Genomic DNA, 23625 nt, shown 5'->3' with positions numbered 1-23625 from the left:
TTTTAAGCTCACTTTTTTTCCAATTCACACTCACTCTCACCCTTTTCCAACTTTTATGCACATACCCTTACTTGCTAACCGGCTGAGCCGGTGGCTGGTCGTGATGCTTCTGGCGCTGCTGAGTACTTCGGCGGCCTGGGCGCAAAGCACGGCCAACTATGCCTTCACCACGAGCAGCACGGGCTCGCTGGTGGACATGTCGACGGGCACGACCAACGCATTGGCCACCGGCGCCTACCGCGACGACGATGCTTCGACCGTGCAGCCCATTGGCTTCACGTTTGTGTTCATGGGCACACCCTACACCCAGTTCAGCGTGAACTCCAACGGGCAGCTGCGGCTGGGGGCCACCGTCATTTCGGGCACCAACGCATCGCCGGCTTCGGGCGCGGCCATTCTGGGCGCATTCGGGGGCGACAATGCCACGCAGTCCACGGGCCGCGTGGCCTACAAGGTAGTGCCGGGCACCAACCGCACCCTGGTGGTGGAATGGACGGGCTTGCGCATTCCCTACGCGGGCGACCCGGCCGCGGGCACGCCCACGCAGGTGCAGGTGGTGCTCGAAGAAAACACCGGCAAGATTGAGTACCGCTACGGCGCGGCCTACAACAACGGCACCGGCGTTACGCGCGCCATCTTCATTTCGTCGGGCACCAGCGCCGGCCAGATTGGCGTGGTGAAAACCTTCAACACGACGCCGACCTACGACGCCACGGTGACTACGGCCACGACCACTTCGCTGGCCGACAACACCGCCATCGCGGTATTGAACTCGACGGCCGACGGCTCGCGCACGGTGTTTACGTTCACGCCCACCGTGGTGCCGGCCGTTCCCACGGTGGCCCTGACGGCTGTGACGCAAACCAGCCTGACGGTGAGCATCACCGACAACTCCACGAACGAGTACAGCTTTTCGGTGCTGCGCTCCACCGACAACGTCACCTTCACTTCGGTGGGCACGGTGGCCACGTCTTCTTCTTCCGGCACCGGCAGCACCGTGACGCTGGCGCAAGCCGGCCTGACCGCCAACACCACCTACTACTACAAGGTGGCCGCCAACGGCGAGGGCTACCAGTCCTTTACGGCCACGGCCACGGCCACCACGCTGGTGGCCGTTCCCATCTGCGGCACCAAGGCCGTGGGACCCGGCGCGGGCGCCGACTACGCTACGCTGACGGCCGCTTTCTCGGCCATCTTCAACAATGGCCTATGCGGCCCGGTGGTGCTGGAGCTGCAGAGCGGCTACCTGAGCACGGCCGAAACCTTCCCGCTGGTGTACAACTACGCCGGCGCCACGGCCACCAACACCGTGACGGTGCGGCCAGCAGCCGGCGCTAATGGCCTGAGCATTACGGGCACGGGCGCTACAGCGGTGATGAGCATCGCAGGGGGCAAGTACCTGATTATCGACGGCCGCCCCGGCGGCTCGGGCGCCACGGTGAGCGGCCCGGCCGCGGCCACCGACCTGACCATCAGCAGCACGAGCACCAGCGGCATTCCGCTGCAGTTCACCAGCGACGCCACCTTCAACACGGTGCAGCACGTGCAAATCAAGGGCGTGGGCACCAGCGACTCGGGCTCGCCCGACGTGAACTTCACCGGTACGGTGACCACCACCGGCAACAGCGACAACACGGTGCAGTACTGCAACATCGGCGACGGCGCCACCACGCCGGTGACGCTGATTTACGGCGGCAACGCGCTGAATGCCCGCAACAGCATTCTGAACAACAACCTGTTCAACAACTACGGCACGGGCAGCACCTACGGCGTCTACCTCAACCAAACCGGCGCAGGCTGGGTTATCAGCGGCAACAGCTTCTACCAAACGGCCAGCCGCGCCAGCGTGAGCGGCACGATGTACGGCATTTTCATCAATGCCAACAACGGCCACACGGTGTCGGGCAATTTCGTGGGCGGCTCGGCTCCGAGCCTGGGCGGCACGCCGCTCACCACTACCGGCACGTCGGCTTACCGCTACGCGGGCATCTACCTGGTTACCACCACCGGCACCGCTACTAACGTGCAGGGTAATAGCGTGGGCAACATCACCTGGGCGAGCAGCAGCGGCGCCAGCACCACCTACGGCATCGTGTCGGGCATTTACGTGAGCACCGGCGACGTGAACATTGGCACCACCGCGGGCAACACCATCGGCGGGGCCACGGCTCCCATTACGGTGACCAGCAGCACTACCGGCGGCTACGCCTTCGGCTTCTCGTCGGCTTCGTCGGGCGCCATCAACATTTCCGGCAACACCATCAGCAACATCAGCGGCGCGGGCGCTGCAGCGGTGGCCGTGAACGTGGCCGGCATTCTGTCGTCGACGGGCTCGCCCACCATCAGCCGCAACAAAATCTACAACCTGGCCGGCGGCAGCGCTGCGGCGGGCACCGTGGCCACCCTCAGCACGGGCATCTGGCTGACGGGCGGCACGACCACCACCGTCGCCAACAACCTGATTGGCGACCTGCGCGCGGCCACGTCGACCAGCCTGGTGGGCGTCACCGGCCTGCTGGTGAGCGGCGGTACCACCGTCAACGCCTATTACAACACCATCAACCTGGCTGCCACAAGCACGGGCGCCACGTTTGGCACCTCGGGCATTTACCTGAACTCGACCAGTGCCGTGCTGGACCTGCGCAACAACATTGTGGTGAACAAAAGCACGGCCGTGGGCACGGGCGGCTACACCGCGGCCCTGCGCCGCGTGAGCGGCACGGCGGGCACGGCTCCGGCCAACCTGGCTGCCGCCACCAACAACAACCTCTACTACGCCGGCACGCCTTCGGCCACGAACCTGCTGTACGTGGAAGGCACCACCACGGCCACCAACGCCACCCAGACCCTGGTGGCTTACAAGGCCCTGGTTGCTCCCCGCGAAAGCAACTCAGTGACCGAAGATGTGCCCTTCCTGAGCACGACGGGCACGGCCGCTACCTTCCTGCACATCAACCCAACCACGCCCACCCAGGTGGAAAGCAGCGGGCAGGCCGTGAGCGGCATCACCGTCGATTTTGACGGCGACGCGCGCAACGCCAGCACGCCCGATATCGGCGCCGACGAAGGCACCTTCACCCCGCTTGACCTGACCGGCCCGACCATCACGTTTGCGGCCCTCACCAGCACCGCCAGCACCGCCAACCGGACCCTGGCCGTGACCATCACCGATTTCAGCGGCGTTTCGACCACCACGCCGCCGCGCCTGCTCTACCGCAAAGGCACCACCGGCGCGTTCACGTCGGCCCTGGCCACGAGCGTGAGCGGCAGCACCTACACGTTCACCTTCGACTACGCCGCCCTGGGCGGGGTGGCCGCCGGCGACGTGATTCAGTACTACGTGGCCGCGCAGGACGTGCCCGGCAACGTTTCTACCAGCCCGCTGGGCGGCAGCTTCACCACCAACCCCGCCACGGTGAACCAATTCACCATCCTGAGCGCGCTGAGTGGCGTGTATTACGTGGGCACGAGCACCTCGCCCAACCCCGCCCGCACCTTCGCCACCCTCACGGCGGCGGCCAATGCGTATAGCAGCAGCGGCATGAGCGGCGCCGTAACCTTCCTGCTGCTCGACAACGCGTACTCGGCAACGACGGGTGAAACTTTCCCCGTCATTTTCTTCAACAACCCCGACGCCAGCGCCACCAACACGCTGCTCATCAAGCCCAACGCGGGGGCTACCCCGGTGGTGACGGCCGCGGGCAGCGTGCTGGCCCTGGCCAGCACCCGCTACGTGACCATTGACGGCTCGAACACGGCCAACGGCACCACGCGCGACCTGACGCTGACCAACACGACGCTCACGGCCAACACCTACGGGCTGGGCCTGCTTTCGCAAACCGGCCAGGCACAGGCCAACCTGTTTGCCACGGTTCGCAACGTGAACGTGGTGGGCGGCGGCGCCACGGCCAATGCCACTACCGGCATCGTGCTGGGCGGCGCCGACAACGACAACGCGACGCTGCAGAACAACAGCATTCAGGGCGTGACGACCGGCATTCAGGCCTTTGGCTCGGCCAACACCTCGGTAGGCGGCTTGGACAATCTCGTCATCACGGGCAACGTGATTGGGGCGGCCACGGCCGCTGCCGCCACCAACATCAACCAGTACGGCATTGTGGTGGCCAGCGCCCTGAGCCCGGTGGTGAGCCGCAACGAGGTGCAGAATATCGTGAACCCCACGGCCACGTTCTCCTCGAACATGACCGGCATCCTGCTGCAGGACGTGCAAACGGCTAGTGTGACCCGCAACTCGGTGCACAACCTGAGCTACACGGGCACGAGCACGGCCAAGCTCTACGGCATTTCGACGCAGACCTCGACCAGCACCTTCAACACGGCGGCCAACGCCTCGGCCAACCGCTTCGACAACAACCTGGTGTATGCCCTGAACTCGACGGCCACCAGCGCCTCGTGGAACACCAGCGGCATCAACAACAACGGCGGCTACGGCGACCGGTACTACTTCAACACGGTGTACCTGACCGGCCAGCTGAGCAACGGTTCGGCCGGCTCGGCGGCCTTCAGCAACGGCAACGGCATCAGCAGCACGGCCGCGACCAACATCGATGTGCGCAACAACATTTTCAGCATCATCGGCGGCACGGGCCTGGCGGCCACGCCCCTCTACGCGCACTATACCACGCTGGCCAACTACACGGGCAGCACTCTTAACTACAACGACCTGTACGTGACGGTGGGCGCCACGGGCGTGGCGCGCATCGGCCGCATCAACAGCGCCGATGCCACCACGCTGGCCGACTGGCGCACGGCCACCGGCCAGGAAGCCAACTCGTTGAGCCTCGACCCGCAGTTTGTGCAAACCACTGCGGTTCCCTACGACCTGACGCCCGCCAACGTGGCCCTCAACAACACCGGCACGCCCATCGCGGGCGTCACGGTGGACTACACCGGCGCCACCCGCGGCACCACGCCCGACATCGGCGCCTATGAATTCACGCCCCTCACCAACGACCTGGCCCCGGTGGCGCTGGTGGCTCCGGCCACGACCAGCACCTGCTACGGCACGGCCGAGCCGGTGAGCGTGACCATTCGCAACGCGGGCACGGCCTCGCTGAACTTCGCTACCAGCCCGGCCACCATCACCGTGGTGGTGACGCTGCCCGGCGGCGGCACCACCACGGTGACGGGCACAGTTAACACCGGCACACTGGCTGCCGGCGCTACCCAGACCGTGACGCTGCCCGGCACGCTCAACATGAGCACCGTAGGCACCTACTCGTTCGCCATTACGGCCACGGTGGCCGGCGATGGCAACACCTCGAACGACGTGCTGACGCCGGCGCCCACCCGCACGGTGTCGGCTCCGGTGGCTGGCACGCTGACGGCGTCCTCCCCGAACATCTGCGTGAGTGGCACGGCTACGCTTGCCCTGACGGGGGCCGCCAACGGCACCATCCAGTACCAGAGCAGCCTGGACAACGTGACGTTCACGGACATTGCCGGCGCTACCAGCGCCGCGTACACCACGCCGGTGCTCACCAGCACCACGTATTTCCGCGCCCAGGTGCGCTGCAATACCGGCACGGCCACTTCCAACGTGAGCACCATCACGGTGAGCAACCCGACGTTGGCTTCGACCAACACGCCGGTTAGCATTTGCGCGGGCAGCACGGCCACGCTCACGGCCACGGCTGCAGCCGGGGCTTCGGTGCGCTTCTTCAGCACCGCTACCGGCGGCACGCCCCTGGCCAGCACCACGGCGGGCAGCTACACCACGCCGGCCCTCACGGCCGATGCCACCTACTACGCCGAGGCCTTCACGGGCGGCACGGAACGGGTTGGTCCGGCCGACAATACCCTTAACACCGGCAGCGGCACCAACAACAACTACGCGTTGGTGTTCAACGTGACGGCACCCACAACCCTGACCGGCGTGTACGTGTACCCGACGGCAGCGGGCGTCACCAACATCCAGCTGCTCACCAGCACCGGCACGGTGCTGCAAACGTACGCGGCCACCTTCACGGCGGCCAACCTCAACGTGAAGACGTTTGTGCCGCTGAACTTCCCGCTACCGGTGGGTACCGGCCTCCAACTGGCCAACGCCTCCACTTCGACGGCCAGCCTCTACCGCAACACGGGCGGCGCCGTGTATCCGTACACTTCGCCCAGCGGCGCGGTGAGCATCACCGGCAACACCTTCACTTCGGGGCCGAACTACTACTACTACTTCTACGACTGGACGCTGGGCAGCGAATGCGTGGGCAGCACCGCTCGTACGGCCATTCAGGTGAACGTGACGCAGCCGGCCACGGCCAGCTTCCCGGCCGCCACGGCCAACACCTGCGGCACCTCGGCCTACACGCTGGGCGGCACCGTGGGCGGTTCGGTTACCACCGGCACCTACACCACCAGCGGCACGGGCACGTTCTCGCCCAACGCGACTACGCTAGGGGCCACCTACACGCCTTCGGCCGCTGACGTGGCTGCCGGCTCGGTGACCATCACGCTGACGTCGGCGGCTTCGGGCCCCTGCGCAGCCGCTACGGCTTCGCTGGTTCTGAGCATCAGCCCCGCTCCGGTGGCCAGCTTCAGCTACCCCACGGCCACGGCCTATTGCGCTGGCAGCACCGGCACCGTTTCGCCCACGCTGGCCACGGGCGCTACCGCTGGCACGTTCACTTCCACGGCGGGCCTGAGCATTGACCCGGTTAGCGGTGTTATCAGCCTGGCCAACTCGACGGCCGGCACCTACACCGTGACGAACACCATCGCGGCTTCGGGTGCTTGCGCCGCTGCTACGGCCACCGCCACGGTCACCATCACGCCGGCCACGTCGGCTGCGTTCTCTTATTCGGGCACGACGTTCTGCGTGACGGGTACCAACCCCGTAGCGACGGTGACGGGCACGGCCGGCGGCACGTTCAGCTCGGCCACGGGCCTGAGCCTGAACGCCACGACCGGCGCCATCAGCCTGAGCGCCTCCACGCCCGGCACCTACACCGTGTCTTACACGGTGGCCGGGGCCTGTGGCAGCAGCAGCACCCAGTCGGTGACCATTACCTCGGCGCCGCTGGCCACGTTCAGCTACGGCACCACGTCGACCTACTGCGTGAGCGGCACCACCAACCCGGCCCCCAGCTTCGGCGCAGGTGCCAGCGGCGGCGTGTTTAGCTCGGCCACGGGCCTGAGCCTGAACGCCACCACGGGCGCCATCAACCTGAGCGCTTCGACGCCCGGCACCTACACCGTGACCAACACCATCGCGGCCAATGGGGGCTGTGCGGCGGCTACGGCCACGACTCAGGTGACCATCACGGCCGCTCCGGTGGCTAGCTTCAGCTACGGCACCTCGACCACCTTCTGCGTGAGCGGTACCACGGCCCCGGCCGTTGTCCTTGGCACGGGTGCCACGGCCGGCACGTTCAGCTCGACTACCGGCCTGACGATTAACGCCACGACCGGCGCCATCACGCTCGCCAGCTCGACGCCGGGCACCTACACGGTAACCAACACGATTGCGGCCGCCAACGGCTGCGCCGCTGCCACGGCTACCTCGCAGGTAACCATCACGGCTGCGCCGCTGGCCACGTTCAGCTACGCCACTGCGACCGGCTGCGTGGGCAGCACCAGCGCCGTGACGCCTACGCTAGGCGCGGGCGCTTCGGCCGGCACGTTCAGCTCGGCCACGGGCCTGACGATTAACGCCACGACCGGTGCCATCAACCTGGCTACTTCGACAGCGGGCACTTACACCGTGACCAACACGGTGGCTGCCTCGGGCGGCTGTGCGGCGGCCACGGCCACCACGACCTTCACGGTGAACCCGCGCCCGGCCACGCCTACCATCTCGGTGGCTTACAACGGCTCGACCACCACGCTCACTTCGAGCGCGACCACGGGCAACCAATTCTACCTCAACGGCACGGCCGTGACCGGTGCCACCGGCCAGACCCTGGTGCTCACCGGCCTGCCGGCGCAACTGGGCTCCTACACCGTGACCACCACCAACGCCAACGGCTGCGTGTCGCTGCCCTCTAACCCGCTGGTGGTGACCTCGGCTAAGAACGGCATTGCCGGGGCCAGCTTGCGCCTCTATCCCAACCCCACGCCTAACGGCCAGGTGACCCTGGAGCTGACCGGCTACCGCCTGGCCACCCAGCTTACGGTACTGGACGCGCTGGGCCGCGTGGTGAGCCAGCAGCTGCTCCCGGCTGCCGCCGGTACCGCCACCCACGCCCTCGACCTGACGGGTGTGGCCACGGGCGTATACCTGCTGCGCCTGAGCAATGCCGACGGCGTGGAAACCCGCCGCCTGGTGCGCGAATAAGCGCCTGGGTTTGCAAAGTGAAAAGCCCCGCTGGCACTGCCGGCGGGGCTTTTTGCGTTTTGGCGCTCCATCTACCCAGGCCGTTGGCGGGCCCGGAGCAAGCCGGCAAAGCTCCCTTCGCGCTACGCAATGGTGCCGCCCGATTCAACCTGCTGATTTTTAAATATTAATTCAAAACGCACCGGCGATAAAAGCCAGACGGAGTGGGTTATGGTGCCTGGCCGGGCGCTGCTTGCTGCAAACCGAACCATTTGGGCAAAAAATCAGGCCTTAACTTTTTGATGTAGACAGAAATAATTTATATGGTATCATAATAATTCATAATTTACGCTCCATACGGGCCCGCAAGCCCATGCGCTGACTTCTACCGCTTTCAGTACCCTTTTCTCACCTCACTTTTTTCTTTTATGCACACACTTTTACATTCTTCCGGCGCTGGCCGGACCGGGTTCCGGCGCAACTGGGCCCGCGCGGTGTTGGCTTTGGCGTTGCCCCTGATGGGCACGCTGGGCGCCCAGGCGCAGAGCGTGGCCAATTACACGTTTGCGGCCAGTTCGGGCACGTTCACGCCGTTGAGCGGGGGCACGGTGGCCACGGCATCGTCGACCGATGACGGCGTGACGGCTGTGTTGCCCATTGGCTTCACCTTTATTTACAACGGTGTGGCTTACACCTCGTTTTCGGCCAGCACCAACGGGTTCTTGGGCTTGGGCGGCGCGGTGAGCAGCAATGCCACTAACAACCTAAGCACTGGCACCGGCGTGCGGCCCTTCATCGCCCCGCTCTGGGACGACTTGCAGCTGACCACCACCAGCGACATTTCCTACGCCACCACCGGCACGGCCGGCAGCCGGGTGCTGACCGTGGAATGGATTAACGAGAAGTGGAACTACCAGGCCACGGCGGCCGTGGTTTCGTTTCAGGCCAAGCTCTACGAGGCCGACGGGCGCATCGAGTTTGTGTACCGGCCGGAAGCCGGCACCTACAACGCCGGCTCTACGGGCGGTGCCTCGGTGGGTATCAGCGGCGTGGGCACAGGCTCCGGCAACTTTTTGTCGCTGAATGACTTGGTGGCGACCCCCACGGCCAGCTCTACTACCGAAACGACTGCCATCACCACCAAGCCGACGGCGGGCCTCACGTACACCTTTACCCCGGCCGGTGGAGCTGTGCTGGCGCCTTCGGGCCTCACCTTCAGTGCCATTACCACTACGGGTGGCACGGTCACGTTCACCGACAACTCGACCAACGAGTACGGATTTGCCGTGACCATCACGCCGACGGCGGGCGGCACGCCCACCACCACCATTGTGCCGTCGACGACGACCACCGGCTCGGGCACGATTTACACGGCCAACTTCAGCAATTTGTCGGCCAACACCGGCTACACCGTGCAGGTGGTGGCGCTGGGCCAGGGCCAGGGCAGCACCGCCGGCACGGGCACGTTCACGACGCAGGCTGGGGCCACGCTCAGCGGCACCTACTACGTGGGCACCAGCACGTCGCCCCAACCCACGCGCACCTACGCCACCCTAACCGCTGCGGCAGCCGCCTACAACACGGCCACGCTGGCGGGCGCGGTCACGTTTGTGCTGCTGGACAACTCCTACGGCACGGCCGAAACCTTCCCCATCCGCTTTGGGTCGGTGAGCACGGCTTCGGCCACCAACACGCTCACCATCAAGCCCAATACAGGCGTAACCACGTCCATCTCGGGCAGTGTGGCCACGGGCGCGGTGCTGATGCTGAACGGGGCCGACTACGTGACCATCGACGGCTCGAACAACGGCACCACCAGCCAAAACCTGACCATTGAGAACACCAGCGCTACGGGTTCGGGCAATGCGGTGCTGTGGGTGGCCGCAGCGGCGGCCGGCGACGGCGCCACGTTTAACAACGTGCGCAACACCATCATCCGGGGCAACTCGGGCACGGGCTTTCCGCAGTTCACGGTATTCCTGGGCGGCGGCGGCACAGGCGTGACTTCGCCCACCACCAGCACCCCGGCGTCCAACTCGAACAACACGTTCACCAACAACCTCATTGCGAAAGGCTACTACGGCGTATTCGTGTTTGGCGTGTCGGCCACAACGCTGGACCAGAACAACTCATTCATTGGCAACCAGATTGGCCAGAGCGGCACGGGCAATGGCTTTGGGCAGGAAGGCCTGCGGGCGGTGTACCAGCAGGGCCTGACGGTGCGCAGCAACGAAATTCAGAACCTGACCAGCGGCACCGCCACGTCCAACCTCTACGGCATTTTCCTGGCCGACAGCAAGGGCGCGGTTATTAGCCGCAACTCGGTGCACAACATTTCCTACACCGGTACGAGCACGACCAAGGTGTGGGCCATCAACACGAGCATTGGCGCTGCCCTGAGCACCGCTGCCAACGCCAGCGCCAACCGCCTCGACAACAACCTAGTGTACAACATCAACTCGACCGCTGCCAGCGCCACCTGGAACACGGTGGGCATCAACCTGGGCGGCGGCTACGGCGAGCAGATTGTGTACAACACGGTGTACCTGACCGGCCAGCTCAGCGCCGCTGGCGGCACAGCCGGCTCGGCTGCCTTTGCCAACGGCAACCCCAGCGTGACGGCCACGGCCACCAACATCGACGTGCGCAACAACATCTTCAGCATCATCGGCGGCACGGGCGGCACAGCTACCACGCCGCTGTACGCGCACTACGAGCAGGGTGCGAACGTGACCGGCAGCACCCTGAACTACAACGACCTGTACGTGACGGTGGGTGCCACCGGCGCCGCCCGCATCGGCCGTCTCAATGCGGTGGACGCCGCTACGCTGGCCGCCTGGCAAACCGCTACCGGCCAGGAAGCCAACTCGGTGAGCGTGGACCCGCAGTTTGTGCAAACCACCGCGGTGCCCTACAACCTGACGCCCACCAACGTGGCCCTCAACAACGTGGGCACGCCCATCACGGGCGTCACGGTAGACTACACCGGCGCCACGCGCGGCACCACGCCCGACATTGGCGCCTATGAATTCACGGTGGTGGCCGTCGACATTGCAGCCGCGGGCCTAGTGGCCCCGGCGGCGGCCGGCGCTTCGGGCGCCTGCTACGGCTCGGCTGAGGCCGTGACGGTGAGCATCCGCAACGCGGGCACGTCGGCGCTCAACTTCGCTACAACGCCCGCCACCATCACGGTGGTAGTGACCGGCCCCACCGGCGTGGCCACCCAAACGCTGACGTTCACGCTGAACACCGGCACGCTGGCCGGGGGCGCCACCCTGAACGTGCCGCTGACCGGCACGGGCACCACGGTAAACCTCTCGACGGTGGGCTCTTATTCGTTTGCCATCACAGCCAGCGTGGCCGGCGACGCCAACACCGCCAACAACACCCTGACGCCCAGCCCTACCATCACGGTTTCAGCCCCGGTGGCCGGCACGCTGACGGCCGCTTCGCCGTCGCTGTGCAACTCGGGCACCACGGCCCTCAGCCTGGCCGGCGCCCTCAACGGCGCCATCCAGCTGCAGAGCAGCACGAGCGCCACGGGTACTTTCACCAACATTGCGGGCGCTACGTCGGCCAGCTACACCACGCCGGTTATCAACAGCACCACCTACTACCGCGCCCAGGTGACCTGCGGCACCACGGTGGTGACCTCGAACGTGGTGGCCGTGACGGTGAGCAACCCGCAGCTGACGGGCACCCCGTCGCCGGTATCGGTGTGCGCCGGTAGCACGGCCACGCTCACGGCCAACGCCCCGGCCGGCACCACGGTGCAGTTCTTCACCGCGGCCACCGGCGGCACGGCCCTGACCGGCGCCACCACGACGGGCACGGCCACTTCGGTGGTAACCCCGGCCGTCACCACGAACACCACCTTCTACGCTGAGGCATCTACGGGCTCGTCGGAGATTGGCGGCCGCACGGCCCCCACCGTGACCAGCGGCTTCCTCGCCGTCGATACCGGCCTGATTTTCAGCACCACCACCGGCCTGACCATTCAGTCGGCCGTTATTTATCCCGTGGGCACGGGCACCATCACCTTCGCGTTGCGCGACGGCACTGGCACCGAAATCGCGGCCACGCCGGCTCTGAACATGACCGGCTCGGGTGCCAGTACCCCCGTCACGGTGCAGCTGAACCTGACCGTGCCCGGCGCCGGCACGGGCTACCAGCTGGTGGTGAAAGCCTACACCGGCCTTACCGACCTGTTGCGTGAGAACCCGCTGCCCACCGGTGTGTCGTTCCCCATCACCTCGCCCAGCGGCAATTTCAGCATCACGAACGGCATCAACAGCACCCCGCTGGCCGCTTACTACTACTTCTACAACATTTCGCTGAGCACGGCCTGCGTGGGCGCTACCCGCACCCCCATCCAGGTGACGGCAATTCCGCTCCCGGCTACGCCTACCGTCACGGTGAGCTACCCCACGCGTAGCACGGCACTGTTCACCAGCAGCGCGGCACCGGCCGGCACCACCTACCAGTGGTACCAGGGCAGCAACCCCATCGCCGGCGCCACCAGCCAGACCTACACCGCTACGGGCACCACCACGCCCACGGGCTACTCGGTGCGTTTCATCAGCACCACGGGCAATTGCCAGTCGGCCCCGTCCACGCCGGTGACCATCACGGCCACGACGCAGCCGCTGGCCGGCTCGGCCCTGCACCTGTTCCCGAACCCCACCGCTACCGGTATGCTCACGCTGCAGCTCCAGGGCTACTCCAAAGCCGTGCAGCTGAGCGTGTATGACGCCGTGGGCCGCGTGGTGCTCACCCAGCAGGTAGCCGCTGGTCAATCGCAAACGCAGCTGAACCTGTCGGCCGCGGCCGCGGGCGTGTACACGCTGCGCGTGACCACCGAAGGCGGCACCGACCTGCGCCGCATTGTGCGCGAATAGCTTTTTGCAGGCGCATCAAAAAGCCCCGCTGGCAGTGCCAGCGGGGCTTTTTTGTTAATAAGTATTGATTAAAGCTCGTTGCTGTCGGGCAGGATGTTGACGTCCTGCACCAGCACCATTTTCTCGATTTCCTTGCCGCGCTTGGTGGCGGCCAGGCCGCCGAGGGCCGTTTCTTTGTAGCGGGTTTCCATGGCCTGGCCCACTTCGCCGAGGGCCGCCACGCACTGGTCAACGGGAATGACCGGGTCGATGCCGGCGATGGCAATCTGGGCCGAGCTGAAGGCGATGGCCGCGGCCGAGGCGTTGCGCACCACGCAGGGCACTTCCACGAGGCCGGCCACGGGGTCGCACACCAGCCCGAGCATGCACTGAATGGTGACGGCTACGGCCGCAAACACCTGCTCGACGGGCCCGCCCAGGCAGTACACAATGGCCCCGCTGCCCATGGCCGCGGCCGAGCCGGTTTCGGCCTGGCAGCCGCCCACGGCGCCGGCCAGCGAAGCATTCTGCTCGATGATGAGGGCAATGCCGGCCGCCACCAGCAAGCCTTCCAGAATGCGCCGGTCTTCAAGCTTGTGCAAATCCTGCAGCGTGACCAGCACGCCGGGCAGGATGCCCGAAGCCCCGGCCGTGGGCGCGGCCACCACGCGGCCCATGCAGGAGTTCACCTCCTTCGCGCCCAGGGCGCGGGTAACGAGCTGCTTGAACTCGGGGGAAAGGACGGTGACGGGCGAGGCGGCAATTTTCTTGGCCCCGTTGTTTATCATGCCCGAGCGGGAAGTCATGTTGCCGGTGAGGCCCTCGTGCACGGCATCGCGCATCACGTCGTATGCCCGCTGCAGGCCGGCCCAGATTTCGTCTTCGGTGCGGCCCTTCTGCTCAATTTCATAGGTCAGAACGGGTTGGTAAAGTGGCTCGCCGGTTTCGGCGCAGTGGGCTTGCCAGGAAGCAAAATCGGTGAAGAGCAAAGACATAGTGGGTGGGATTGGAAGAAGCGAACAGATAGCTCCCCGGCTGAATACCTGCAACAACAGGTGGCAGCAGGTTCGTTTCGGAAACGGCGACCCTGCCAGCCGGCGGGGTGCAAAGGTGTACGTTTCCCGCCGCTAAATCGGCACCGCCAAGCACTCGCTGGGTCGAACAGCCCCGCTTTTTCACAGTTAAAGCACAAAAAAGCCGCTCCTGAAATACAGGAGCGGCTTTCCAACCGGGCAGTCGTTTGCTATTTCACCACCAGCTTCACGCTCTGGCTTTGCGTTCCGGCTGTGAGGCGTACGGTGTAGATGCCCGGCGCCTGGGGCAATTGCGCCAACTGCAGCGTGTGCTCGCCTGCAGTCTGCACACCAGCCGTTTGATTGAGCAACACCCGCCCCAGGCCATCGAACACGGTCACCGATATGGCTGCCGTAGCGGGCAGCGTGTAGTGTAGCCGCATCGGCTGGGCAGCGGGGCTGGGGTTGGGTGAGACGACCAGGCCGGCCTGCAGCGATTTGGCCGGGGTGGTGGCCAGCACGCGCTGGTAGGTGTACACGTAGCGGTAGTCGTTCGCGTAAGCGCCGTTGCTGTACACCTGGTACAGGTCAGTGGTCAGGTTGCCATCGGCATCGTACGTTTCGATGCCCTGCGAATAGGGCGCCCAGGCCGTGGCCCCGCTGGCCCGCTCCACAACGTAGCTGGCCAGTTGCGTGGCGGCGGGCACGCCAATGGGCGTAGCCGTATAGGTATTCGTGACGCGGTAGGCGTTGACGTACGTGCCGTTGGTGTACCCCTGCTGCGTGTCGGTCAGGCGCAGGCCAGCCGCGTTGTAAGTGAACAGGTTGCGCTGAAAGGGGCTAAAGTTGGTACCCGAAATATCGGCCAGTTGGAACTCGTCTACCGTCACCTGCCCCTGGGCGTTGTAGGTGAACAGTTCCTGGTCATCGGCCAGAAACGACGAGCCGAAGTACGACTCATCAAGAATGCGTATGTTCTGGCCCTGCGCGTTGTAAGTGTAGGTGGTGCGGCCGTAGGGGCGCCAGGTGCCGTTCAGTCGCAAGCTGTGTAGTTCCTGCAGCAGGTTGCCCTGGGCGTCGTAGGTATAGTTGTAGGCTTGGGTAGCGGTGGTGTTGAGCATGCCGTTGGTGTAGGCAAAGGTCGAGTCCGACGTGAGCTTACCGGCGGCGTTGTACTGGTAGCTTTCCTGGCGCAGGGCGCGCAGGGCCGCCCCGCGGGTTGGCGCGTTTTCGCGCAGCTCGCGCAGGGGCTTGTTCAGGGCCGTGAAGCGGGAATAGGTGTAGCGCAGGGTATCGAGCCAGGTGCCGCCGCGGTACTGCTGCTTGAGGGCCGTGAGCTGGCGAAAGTTGGTGTTAGACGCGAGGCGCTGGGCCGGGGCCGGCAGGGTAGCAGCCTGTGGCTCGCGGTGCTGGCGCAATTGCGCAGCCGCAGGCTGGGCTAATAGGCTCGTCAACAACAAAACAGGGAGTAATTCTTTCTTCATTAAAACAGAAAATGGTGGGAATAAGAAAGCCGAGCCCACTGCGTAAGCAGTGTGAGCTCGGCTTAAAATTACGCTATACTGAATTATAACTCAGCCAACAGCTATTGCGCTACGGCCGCGCCTTGGCCCTCCGTCACCAGCTTGATGCTGGCCGAGTTGATGCACAGGCGCAGGCCACTGGGCGCCGGGCCGTCGGGGAAGACGTGGCCCTGGTGGGCGTCGCACACGTTGCAGAGCACTTCCACGCGCACCATGCCGTAGCTGGTGTCTTTCTTGTAGCGGATGGCACTTTCATCGACGGGCTGCGTGAAGCTCGGCCAGCCGGTGCCCGACTCGAACTTGGTGCGCGAGTCGTAGAGCGGAGTGCCGCAGCACACGCAGGCGTAGAGGCCGGCTTCATGGGCCTCGCAGTATTCGCCGGTGAAGGCGCGCTCGGTGCCGTGCTCGCGGGTGACGTGGAACTGCTCGGGCGTGAGCTGGGCGCGCCACTCGGCGGGCGTTTTCTCCACGCGGCGCGGCGAAGGAATGGGGTGGTTGGCGAGGCGGATGACGTCGTTCCAGGTTTGCATATCAGCGAATTTGAGGTAGGAATATGGTAAACGCGGCCAGCTCCCGGAGGTTTTTGGCCGCCCCGGATAGACGCATCGCCGCGCTTTTCCTTACAGCCACTCCTGCAGCAACGCCAGCCCCGCCGGCCACGGCCCGTAGCCGCTGGCCGCGTTGATGTGGCCGGCCTCACCGATATCGACCAGCTCGCCGCCCCAGGCTTCGGCAAACTGGTGGGCGCGGGCGGGCGTCACCCACTCATCGTTCTGGCTGAACACGACCTTGCTCGGGAACGGCAGCCGGGCCAGCGGCATGGGCCCGAAGCCGGTGGTGGGAAAGGCGGCGTAATGGGCCGTGTCCACGTCGCTGGGCGCAACCAGCAGCGCGCCCTTGATGCGGTGGCCGTGCAGCCCGGCCCAGTGTGCGATGGTGACGCAGCCCAGGCTGTGGCCCACCAGCACCACCTGGCTCAGGTCTTCGCCGTCGAGGGTGTCTTCGAGGCGGGCCACCCACTCGGCGCGGTCGGGCACGTCCCACTCGCGCTGCTCAATGCGCGTACACTCGGGCAGCTCGCGCTCGAAGTAGGTTTGCCAATGCTCGGGGCCGGAGCTGCCGAGGCCGGGCACGATGAAGACGCGGGTGGTTTCTTGCATGCTCAAAAGTAGGTTTAAAGTAGCGCGAACTTTGTAGTTCGCGTACCCTGCGCCGTTGCAACCATTGCCGTTCTGCTACGCGAACTATAAAGTTCGCGCTACTGACCTCTCGTCTTCCCCATGAAAATCCTAACTGCCGCCCAAACCCGCGCCCTCGACCAAGCCACCATTCAGGAACAGGGCATCACTTCGGCCCAGCTGATGGAGCGCGCCGCCAGCGCTTTCGTCGAATGGCTTTCCCACCAGTTCGACTCCAACGAAGCCGGCGAAATCCTGCTGCTGTGCGGCCCCGGCAACAACGGCGGCGACGGCCTCGCAGCAGCCCGGCTGCTGCACCAGGCCGGCTATGCAGTGCGCGTGGCCCTGCTGCCCGCCGAAAAGCAGTCGGCCGACTGGCAGCACAACCGCCAGCAGCTGCCCGCCGCCGTGCCCGTGGCTGAAATGGAAGCGGAGAAGCTGCCGGAAATCGCGTCCGGCACGCTGGTCGTTGACGCGCTGTTTGGCACCGGCCTTAGCCGGCCGCTGGAAGGGCTGGCCGCTGCCGTTGTGCGGCACCTGAATAAGGCCCAAGCCCGCGTGGTGGCCATCGACCTGCCCAGTGGCCTCTTCGCCGAAGCTCCCCAGCCGGCTGATAGCGCGGTGGTACGAGCGCAGCACACCGTCAGCTTCGGCCTGCCCAAGCTGGCTTTTCTGCTGCCGCAGAATGCCGACTTTGTGGGCGCGTGGCACGTCGAGGACATCGGCCTGAGCAAGCGTTTTATCAATGAAACGGCCACGCCCTGGCACTATACCGATGCCGCTGCGGTGGCCGGCGCGCTCCCGCCGCGCCCCAAGTTCAGCCACAAAGGCACCTTTGGGCACGCGCTGCTGCTGGCTGGCAGCCGGGGCAAGATGGGCGCGGCCGTGCTGGCGGCCGGGGCCTGCCTGCGCGGCGGCGTGGGCTTGCTCACGGCACATGTGCCGGGCTGCGGCTACGACATCTTCCAAATCAGTCAGCCCGAAGCCATGTGCCTGCCCGACCCGCAGGTGGCCTACCTCAGCAAGCTGCCCAAGCTCGACGCCTACCAGGCCGTGGGCATTGGCCCCGGCCTGGGGCAGGCGGAAGCCACCTACACCGTGCTGCGCAAGCTGCTGAAAAACGCTGCCAAATCCACCGAAAAGCGCCCCACCCCGCTCCCCCTCGTCATCGACGCCGACGCACTGAACCTGCTCGGCAGCCACCGTGCGCTGCTCAAGCTGCTGCCCGAAAACACCATTTTAACGCCCCACCCCAAGGAATTTGAGCGCCTCACCGAGCCCGCCCGCGACGACTACCACCGCCTGGAGCTGCTGCGCGACTTTGCCACCGCACACCGCTGCTTGGTGGTGCTGAAGGGCGCCTACACATGCCTGGCCACGCCCACCGGCGAGCTGCACTTCAACAGCACCGGCAACGCCGGCATGGCCACCGGCGGCAGCGGCGACGTGCTCACGGGCGTGCTCCTGGCTTTGCGCGCCCACGCCCAACTGCCGGCCTTCGAAGCCGTGCGGCTAAGCGTGTACGCCCATGGCCGGGCCGGCGACCTGGCCGCCGTGCATACCGGGCAAGCTGGCTTGGTGGCTGGAGACATTGTGCGGCACATTGGCCCGGCGCTGGCGGAGGTGCAGGCGCAGATTTAGTTGGTGCATTGTTGCACGGCCCGCACAAGCTGAAACCGGCGCTACAACTCCGCAGCCGCCAGAAATGCGGCCACATCGCCTGTCAGCAGCGGAGCGAAGCGGGTAATCTTTTCCATGGGCCAGTCCCACCACGCCAAGGTTAGCAAGCGAGCCACCGTGTCCGCATCGAAGCGCATGCGGATGACGCGGGCCGGGTTGCCGCCGACAATGGCGTAGGGCGGCACGTCGCGTGTGACCACCGCACAGGCGCCGATGATGGCCCCGTGGCCGATGGTCACGCCCGGCATGATGGTGGCGCGGTAACCTATCCACACGTCGTTTCCTACCACAGTATCGCCCTTGCTGGGGTAAGCTTTGCCGGCCATTGCCCCCGCCCAGTCGCCGCCAAACACAGCAAAGGGATAGGCGCTGATGGCATCGGCCAAGTGGTTGGCCCCATTCATGATGAACTCGACGCCCGAGGCCAGCATGCAGAATTTACCGATGCGCAGATGGTCGCCGGTGAAATCGAACAGGTAGCGCACGCGCCGCTGAAAATTGGCAACGTCCTCGAAATCGTCGTAGTACGTGTATTCGCCCACGGTTATCTGCGGGTGGTCAACTACGTTTTTCAAGAAGCATAGCCGTTCATAGCCAGCCAGCGGAAACACAGTGGAAGGGTCGACAACGGGCATAAACAGTGAACAAGAAGTGAATAGGCCCGGAAATTAGCGGGCGGCCGCTACTCGGCTTTAACTTCCTACCAAATACAATACCGCCGGCACCAGCAGCACGCCATCGGCCCACAGGGCAAAGAAGTAGTCGCTCCGCCGCTCCTCGGCCAGCAGAATAACGGCCGCCGCGGCCAGTGCCGTGAGGCCCAGCCCCAGCGGTGGCACGCCCCGCTCGTAGCCCAGCGTCATGGCGGCGGCCAGGAAGGCCAGCGCGGCGGCTTTGGCGCCGGCCACGCCCAGCACCACCGGGAAGGTGCGGGTGCCGGCCGCCCGGTCGCGGGTCAGGTCGCGGATGTCGAACACAATAGTGAGGGCCAGCACCAGGGCGAAGCGTTGCGTGAGCAGGCCCAGCGCCTCGGCCAGCGGGCGGTGCAGGGCCAACGCGGGCAAGCCCACGGTGATGGCCGACCACACGCCCGCAATCAGAAAGCCTTTAAGCAAGGGTACCTCGCGCACGGCCCTGCGCTGGCCCTGCCAGCGTACCAAGGGCCACGAGTACACCAGCGCCAGCACCGTGAGGGGCAGCAGCGCCGGCAAGTAGTGCCACCAGCCATCGGCCAGAAAAAGGTATGCGGCGGCCAGGGCAGCTGCGCCAGCCAGCACCGCCAGCGCCCGGCGGTGTCGCTGCTGCCAGGCCTTGCGCCCCGAGCCCGCTGCCGGCTGCCGGTGCTTGAAGGGCAGCACGGCGTCGAGGTTGTACACGAGCAGCGTAGCGGCAAACACCAGCGCCACCACCCGGCCGTTTACGCCGCCCGCCGCCGTGGGCCAGCGGTGGAACGAAGCCGCCGTTTGGGCCGCCGCCGCGCCGGCCAGCCACACGCTGCTGAACAGCACGGCATCGAGCACCCGCCGCGCAATGCCGCGGCCGGCCCCGGGGGCGGCGAAGGAAGCTGGAGAATCCACGGAGCGAAGGTAAAACGGCGCCGGGGCAGGGCCGATGCGGGGCTGGTATTTGAAGCGCAGCAAGCGGCATTGCTGAAACACGATGCTTTGCCCGGCTTGCGTTATCAGCCCAAACTTGCTCTATTTTTACAGCAGCGATAGGCAGACCCACGCCATTGATTGTGATGCATTTATATATGAGCAACCTGTTGACTTGCCCCACTAATAACCCGATGAGAAAAACCAGGTATTTCCCGCTGCTTCATTTCTTGTTGGTGGGGCTGTTGAGTGTAATCGGCCACCTGGCCGCGGTTGGCCAGGCACGGCCGGCGGGACCGCCGATGCCCACGCTGCCCTTGCAGTGCCTGACGCCCGAAGCACCCGACCACTACGCGCCGGTTCGCAAGGCGCTGGGGGCGGTCCGCGTGGTCATGCTGGGCGAGCAGTCGCATTTCGATGGGGCAACGTTTGAGGCCAAAATCGACCTGATTCGCTACCTGCACGACTCGCTGGGCTTCAACACCCTGGCTTTTGAGAGCGACATGTACGCGCTGGACAAGGCGCGCCGCGAAATAGCGGCGGGCCAACCGGTGCTGCCCGTGCTGCAGAAGTCGGTGTACGAAGGCATCTGGTCGGGCACGGCGGAGTTTCAGGCGCTGGCGGCCTACCTGAGCACGCACCCCAAGCTGCGCCTGGCCGGGTTCGACTGCCAGCTCAGCGGCGAGTATTCGGCCGAGCAGCTGCTGCCGGAGTTGCGCGGCTTCGTGGCCCAGGACCGGCGCACGAAGTGGACGGAGGCGGATTTTTACCCCGCCCAGGAGCTGCTGGCCGAGCTGGCTGGTGGCGACTTCAAACAGCAGCTGCAGCACCCGGCCGACACCGTGCGGCTGGACCGCTGGTTTCGGCGGGTACGGCAGTCGCTCGGCTACATCGCGGCGCAGCAGCCCGCGCAGGCCCACCGGGCCGCCTTCTGGCAGCAGTGGCTGCACACCACGGCCCGCTACGCACAGGATGCCAAAAGCGAAGCCCGCGGCCGCAAGGAAGTGGTCCAAAACTCCCGCGACGCGCTGATGGCCGACAACCTGCTCTTCCTGGCCCGGCAGCCCGAGCACGCCAAAATCATCGTGTGGGCCGCCTCCTACCACGTTGCCAACCGCATCGAACGGCTGGAAACCGACGATGCCGTGACGGCGGCTTACGTGCAACAACTACGGCGGCAGCAACACGCGGCCGACGACGAGGCCATGTCGGCGCGCCAAATGCTGGCCGGGGCCGTGCCCATGGGCCGGCTGGTGAAGCAGGCCCTGGGCGCGCAAGCCTACGCGGTGGGCTTTGTGGCCTACGACGGTACCTACGGCCGGGCGGGCGACACCACCAGCCTGCACCCGGTGCCCGTGCCGCCGCCCGGCAGCATCGAGGCCGCGTTCGGCCAGCGCGGGTGCGCCCGGGGCTTCGTGAACCTGCAGAACGGCCCGCTGGACAGCTACTACGCCTCGCCCCTGGGCTACCTGCCCTTGCGCGGCCCCTGGGAAGCGGTGTTCGACGGGCTGTTTTTTACGCGCACCATGCATCCCACCACGCTGCTGGCGGTGACTAGCGCACCGGCCGCGCCGGTGGCGGGGCTACGGCTGCTGGGCCAGGTGCGCGACTCCAAGAGCGGAGCGGCCGTTTCGTTTGCCAGCGTGGGCATTCGGGGCACGGCGGTGGGCACGGTCACCAACCTGGAGGGCGACTTTGCGCTGTTTGTGCCCGCCGCGCACACCCGCGATACCGTGCAGGTATCTTGCCTGGGCTATGCCTCGGTGCGCCTGAGCCTGGCCCGGCACCCCGCGGGCGCCCCCCTGCGCCTGCAGCTGGTGCCGCAGGGGCAGCTGTTGGGCGAGGTGGTGGTGCGGGCCCCGCTGAGCGCAACGGCCATTCTGGCCAAAGCCCGCGAACACATCACCACCAATTACCCGCAGCAGGCGCACAGCATGCAGCTGTATTCGCGGGCCCAACACTGGCGCGACGACTCGCTGCGCGTGCAGCGGGAAGCCGCCCTCGATGGCTACGACCAGGAGGGCTACCGCCGGGGCAGCTGGGAGCACGCCCGCAAGCAACGCTTTCTGCAAGTGCGGCAGCAGCGCAAAACCGGCGATGCCCGCCTGCCGGAATACCAGGAGTCGCCCGATTTCTGGCTGCTGTGGAGCGACGACCCGGTGCTTACCACCCGCAACCCGCTGGAGGCCGCCACCGCCGACAAGTACACCTTCACGCTGAAAGGCGAAACCCAATACAACGGCCGAACGGTGTATGAAGTAGGATTCGTGTGCAACCGGCCCAGCGCATTTACGACGCCCTACGGCTACCCGGCCCCCGAGGCGTACACGGGTAGCGTGTTTGTGGACACCGAAAATTTTGCCGTCGTCAAGTACGAAGCCTTCACCACGCGCAGCCCCACCGAGCTCACGAAGCCCCGGGAGTACGGCCGCTACGGGTTTGCGCAGCCGGCCACCAGGTTCTGGCAGCACCACGACGTGTACCAGTACGAAGAAGCGAAAGGCACTTATTTCCGGCAGTACGCCCGGCGCGAAACCACCGCGCGCTTTGTGCTGCGCGACAGCACGCAGCACCGTCGGCAGGACGTGAAGGAACTCCTCACCAACAGCGTGGAGCTGGCCAAGCCGGTCGTGCTGCAAACCTCGCTGATGGAAGCCAACGCGAACGTGCCCTACCGGGAGGAGTTCTGGAACACCTATCAGGTCCTACTGCCCACGAGCGGGCCGAAACCCGGGGAGCCCGCCAAGCGGTGAGCATGCTCAAACGCGGCTACCCGCCGGTTTCGCTATAGGAAGCGTCAACGGGCTTGCTCTGGGGCGAGCCGTGCTGGCGCAAGAAGATGCTGAGCGCCACGATGCTCAGGATGCTGAGAAACTCGCTCTGCCAGTTCTGCAGCGACTCGAACCAGAAGCGCGAAGTGCCCATATACTCTGCCACGCCCACGGCCGGCTTGCCGTCGTGCACCTGCTCGATGCTGTAGACTTCGGCCCCGCCGCGGGCGTGCAGGTAGAACGACATGGCAAACAGCAGGAAAAACGCGATGCTCAGCGAATTTTTATAGAGCGTAAGAACGAGGCCGCCTTGTCGCACGGGCCAAGGCGCGTCCTTCTTGGACTGGTCGGGCTCGGCATCGACTTCCTCTTCCTCGTACAGCTTTTTCGACTCCGATGAGCCCCGCTGGCGCAGCCATATGGTAAGCACCACATAGAGCCCCATTTGCAGGAACTCGCTTTCCCAGTTTTCGAACGTAGCTTCGAGGAAATGGCCGGAATGGAAATACTGCCCGGCCGAGAGCTGGGCCAAGCCCATGTCCTTGAGCTCGTCGTTGTAATCATGCCAGCCCGTCACGAACTGGCCGCTCAGCGTGCCCAGCGTGAGCAGCAAAATGACGATAATGAGACTATTCTCGTATAAAAAACGCCAAAAAGGCGAAGCAGGACGGGTTATGGCCATGCTTCGCCTTTACGGACGACTTACAAAAAAGAAG

General features: G+C 65.5%; 11 protein-coding genes. 4 read left to right on the top strand and 7 right to left on the bottom strand.

Annotated elements, in window-relative coordinates:
• The first annotated feature begins 55 nt into the window (after window positions 1-55).
• Window positions 56-8293 (top strand): Ig-like domain-containing protein, encoded by an 8238-nt coding sequence (locus MTP16_RS07320; protein WP_243517443.1) that lies wholly within the window; start codon window positions 56-58, stop codon window positions 8291-8293.
• 407 nt (window positions 8294-8700) lie between these two features.
• A complete protein-coding gene (locus tag MTP16_RS07315) occupies window positions 8701-13170 on the top strand; it encodes a beta strand repeat-containing protein (protein ID WP_243517439.1) in 4470 nt (1489 codons plus the stop codon).
• Window positions 13171-13238: 68 nt separating this feature from the next.
• Here MTP16_RS07315 and sdaAA read toward each other — a convergent pair whose 3' ends face one another.
• The 4 genes from sdaAA to MTP16_RS07295 all read right to left on the bottom strand — a co-directional run bounded on the left by sdaAA (window position 13239) and on the right by MTP16_RS07295 (window position 16845).
• The gene (sdaAA, locus tag MTP16_RS07310) at window positions 13239-14144 is read right to left on the bottom strand and encodes an L-serine ammonia-lyase, iron-sulfur-dependent, subunit alpha (RefSeq protein ID WP_243517436.1); all 906 of its coding nucleotides are present in this window, start codon (window positions 14142-14144) and stop codon (window positions 13239-13241) included.
• A 248-nt stretch (window positions 14145-14392) separates the two neighbouring features.
• Window positions 14393-15616 carry a T9SS type A sorting domain-containing protein gene (locus MTP16_RS07305; protein ID WP_243517433.1) on the bottom strand — a complete coding sequence of 408 codons (1224 nt, stop codon included), beginning with the start codon at window positions 15614-15616 and terminating at the stop codon, window positions 14393-14395.
• A 131-nt stretch (window positions 15617-15747) separates the two neighbouring features.
• Window positions 15748-16215, bottom strand: a complete 468-nt coding sequence (gene msrB / locus MTP16_RS07300) for a peptide-methionine (R)-S-oxide reductase MsrB (protein WP_243517430.1) — start codon at window positions 16213-16215, stop codon at window positions 15748-15750.
• A 90-nt stretch (window positions 16216-16305) separates the two neighbouring features.
• Entirely contained in the window at window positions 16306-16845 is a 540-nt protein-coding gene (locus MTP16_RS07295; protein ID WP_243517427.1) for an RBBP9/YdeN family alpha/beta hydrolase, read from the bottom strand.
• A gap of 120 nt (window positions 16846-16965) precedes the next feature.
• Here MTP16_RS07295 and MTP16_RS07290 point away from each other — a divergent pair, with 120 nt between their 5' ends.
• The gene (locus tag MTP16_RS07290; RefSeq protein ID WP_243517425.1) at window positions 16966-18504 is read left to right on the top strand and encodes an NAD(P)H-hydrate dehydratase; all 1539 of its coding nucleotides are present in this window, start codon (window positions 16966-16968) and stop codon (window positions 18502-18504) included.
• A 41-nt stretch (window positions 18505-18545) separates the two neighbouring features.
• On the opposite strand, the gene MTP16_RS07285 is transcribed toward MTP16_RS07290, so the two are convergent.
• Window positions 18546-19178, bottom strand: coding sequence for a CatB-related O-acetyltransferase (locus tag MTP16_RS07285; protein ID WP_243517419.1), 633 nt, complete (start codon window positions 19176-19178; stop codon window positions 18546-18548).
• Window positions 19179-19235: 57 nt separating this feature from the next.
• Window positions 19236-20120 (bottom strand): UbiA prenyltransferase family protein, encoded by an 885-nt coding sequence (locus MTP16_RS07280; RefSeq protein ID WP_243517416.1) that lies wholly within the window; start codon window positions 20118-20120, stop codon window positions 19236-19238.
• A gap of 212 nt (window positions 20121-20332) precedes the next feature.
• On the opposite strand from MTP16_RS07280, the gene MTP16_RS07275 reads away from it, so the two are divergent.
• A complete protein-coding gene (locus tag MTP16_RS07275; protein WP_243517413.1) occupies window positions 20333-22891 on the top strand; it encodes an erythromycin esterase family protein in 2559 nt (852 codons plus the stop codon).
• 16 nt (window positions 22892-22907) lie between these two features.
• Here the strand turns inward: MTP16_RS07275 and MTP16_RS07270 are convergent, their stop codons facing one another.
• Window positions 22908-23591 carry a DUF6766 family protein gene (locus tag MTP16_RS07270; protein WP_243517410.1) on the bottom strand — a complete coding sequence of 228 codons (684 nt, stop codon included), beginning with the start codon at window positions 23589-23591 and terminating at the stop codon, window positions 22908-22910.
• Window positions 23592-23625 lie beyond the last annotated feature (34 nt).

This window comes from Hymenobacter monticola (genome assembly GCF_022811645.1).
Classification (GTDB): Bacteria; Bacteroidota; Bacteroidia; order Cytophagales; family Hymenobacteraceae; genus Hymenobacter; species Hymenobacter monticola.
The sequence above is the reverse complement of the archived record's forward strand: the minus strand, read 5'-3'. Positions and strand labels throughout refer to the sequence as shown.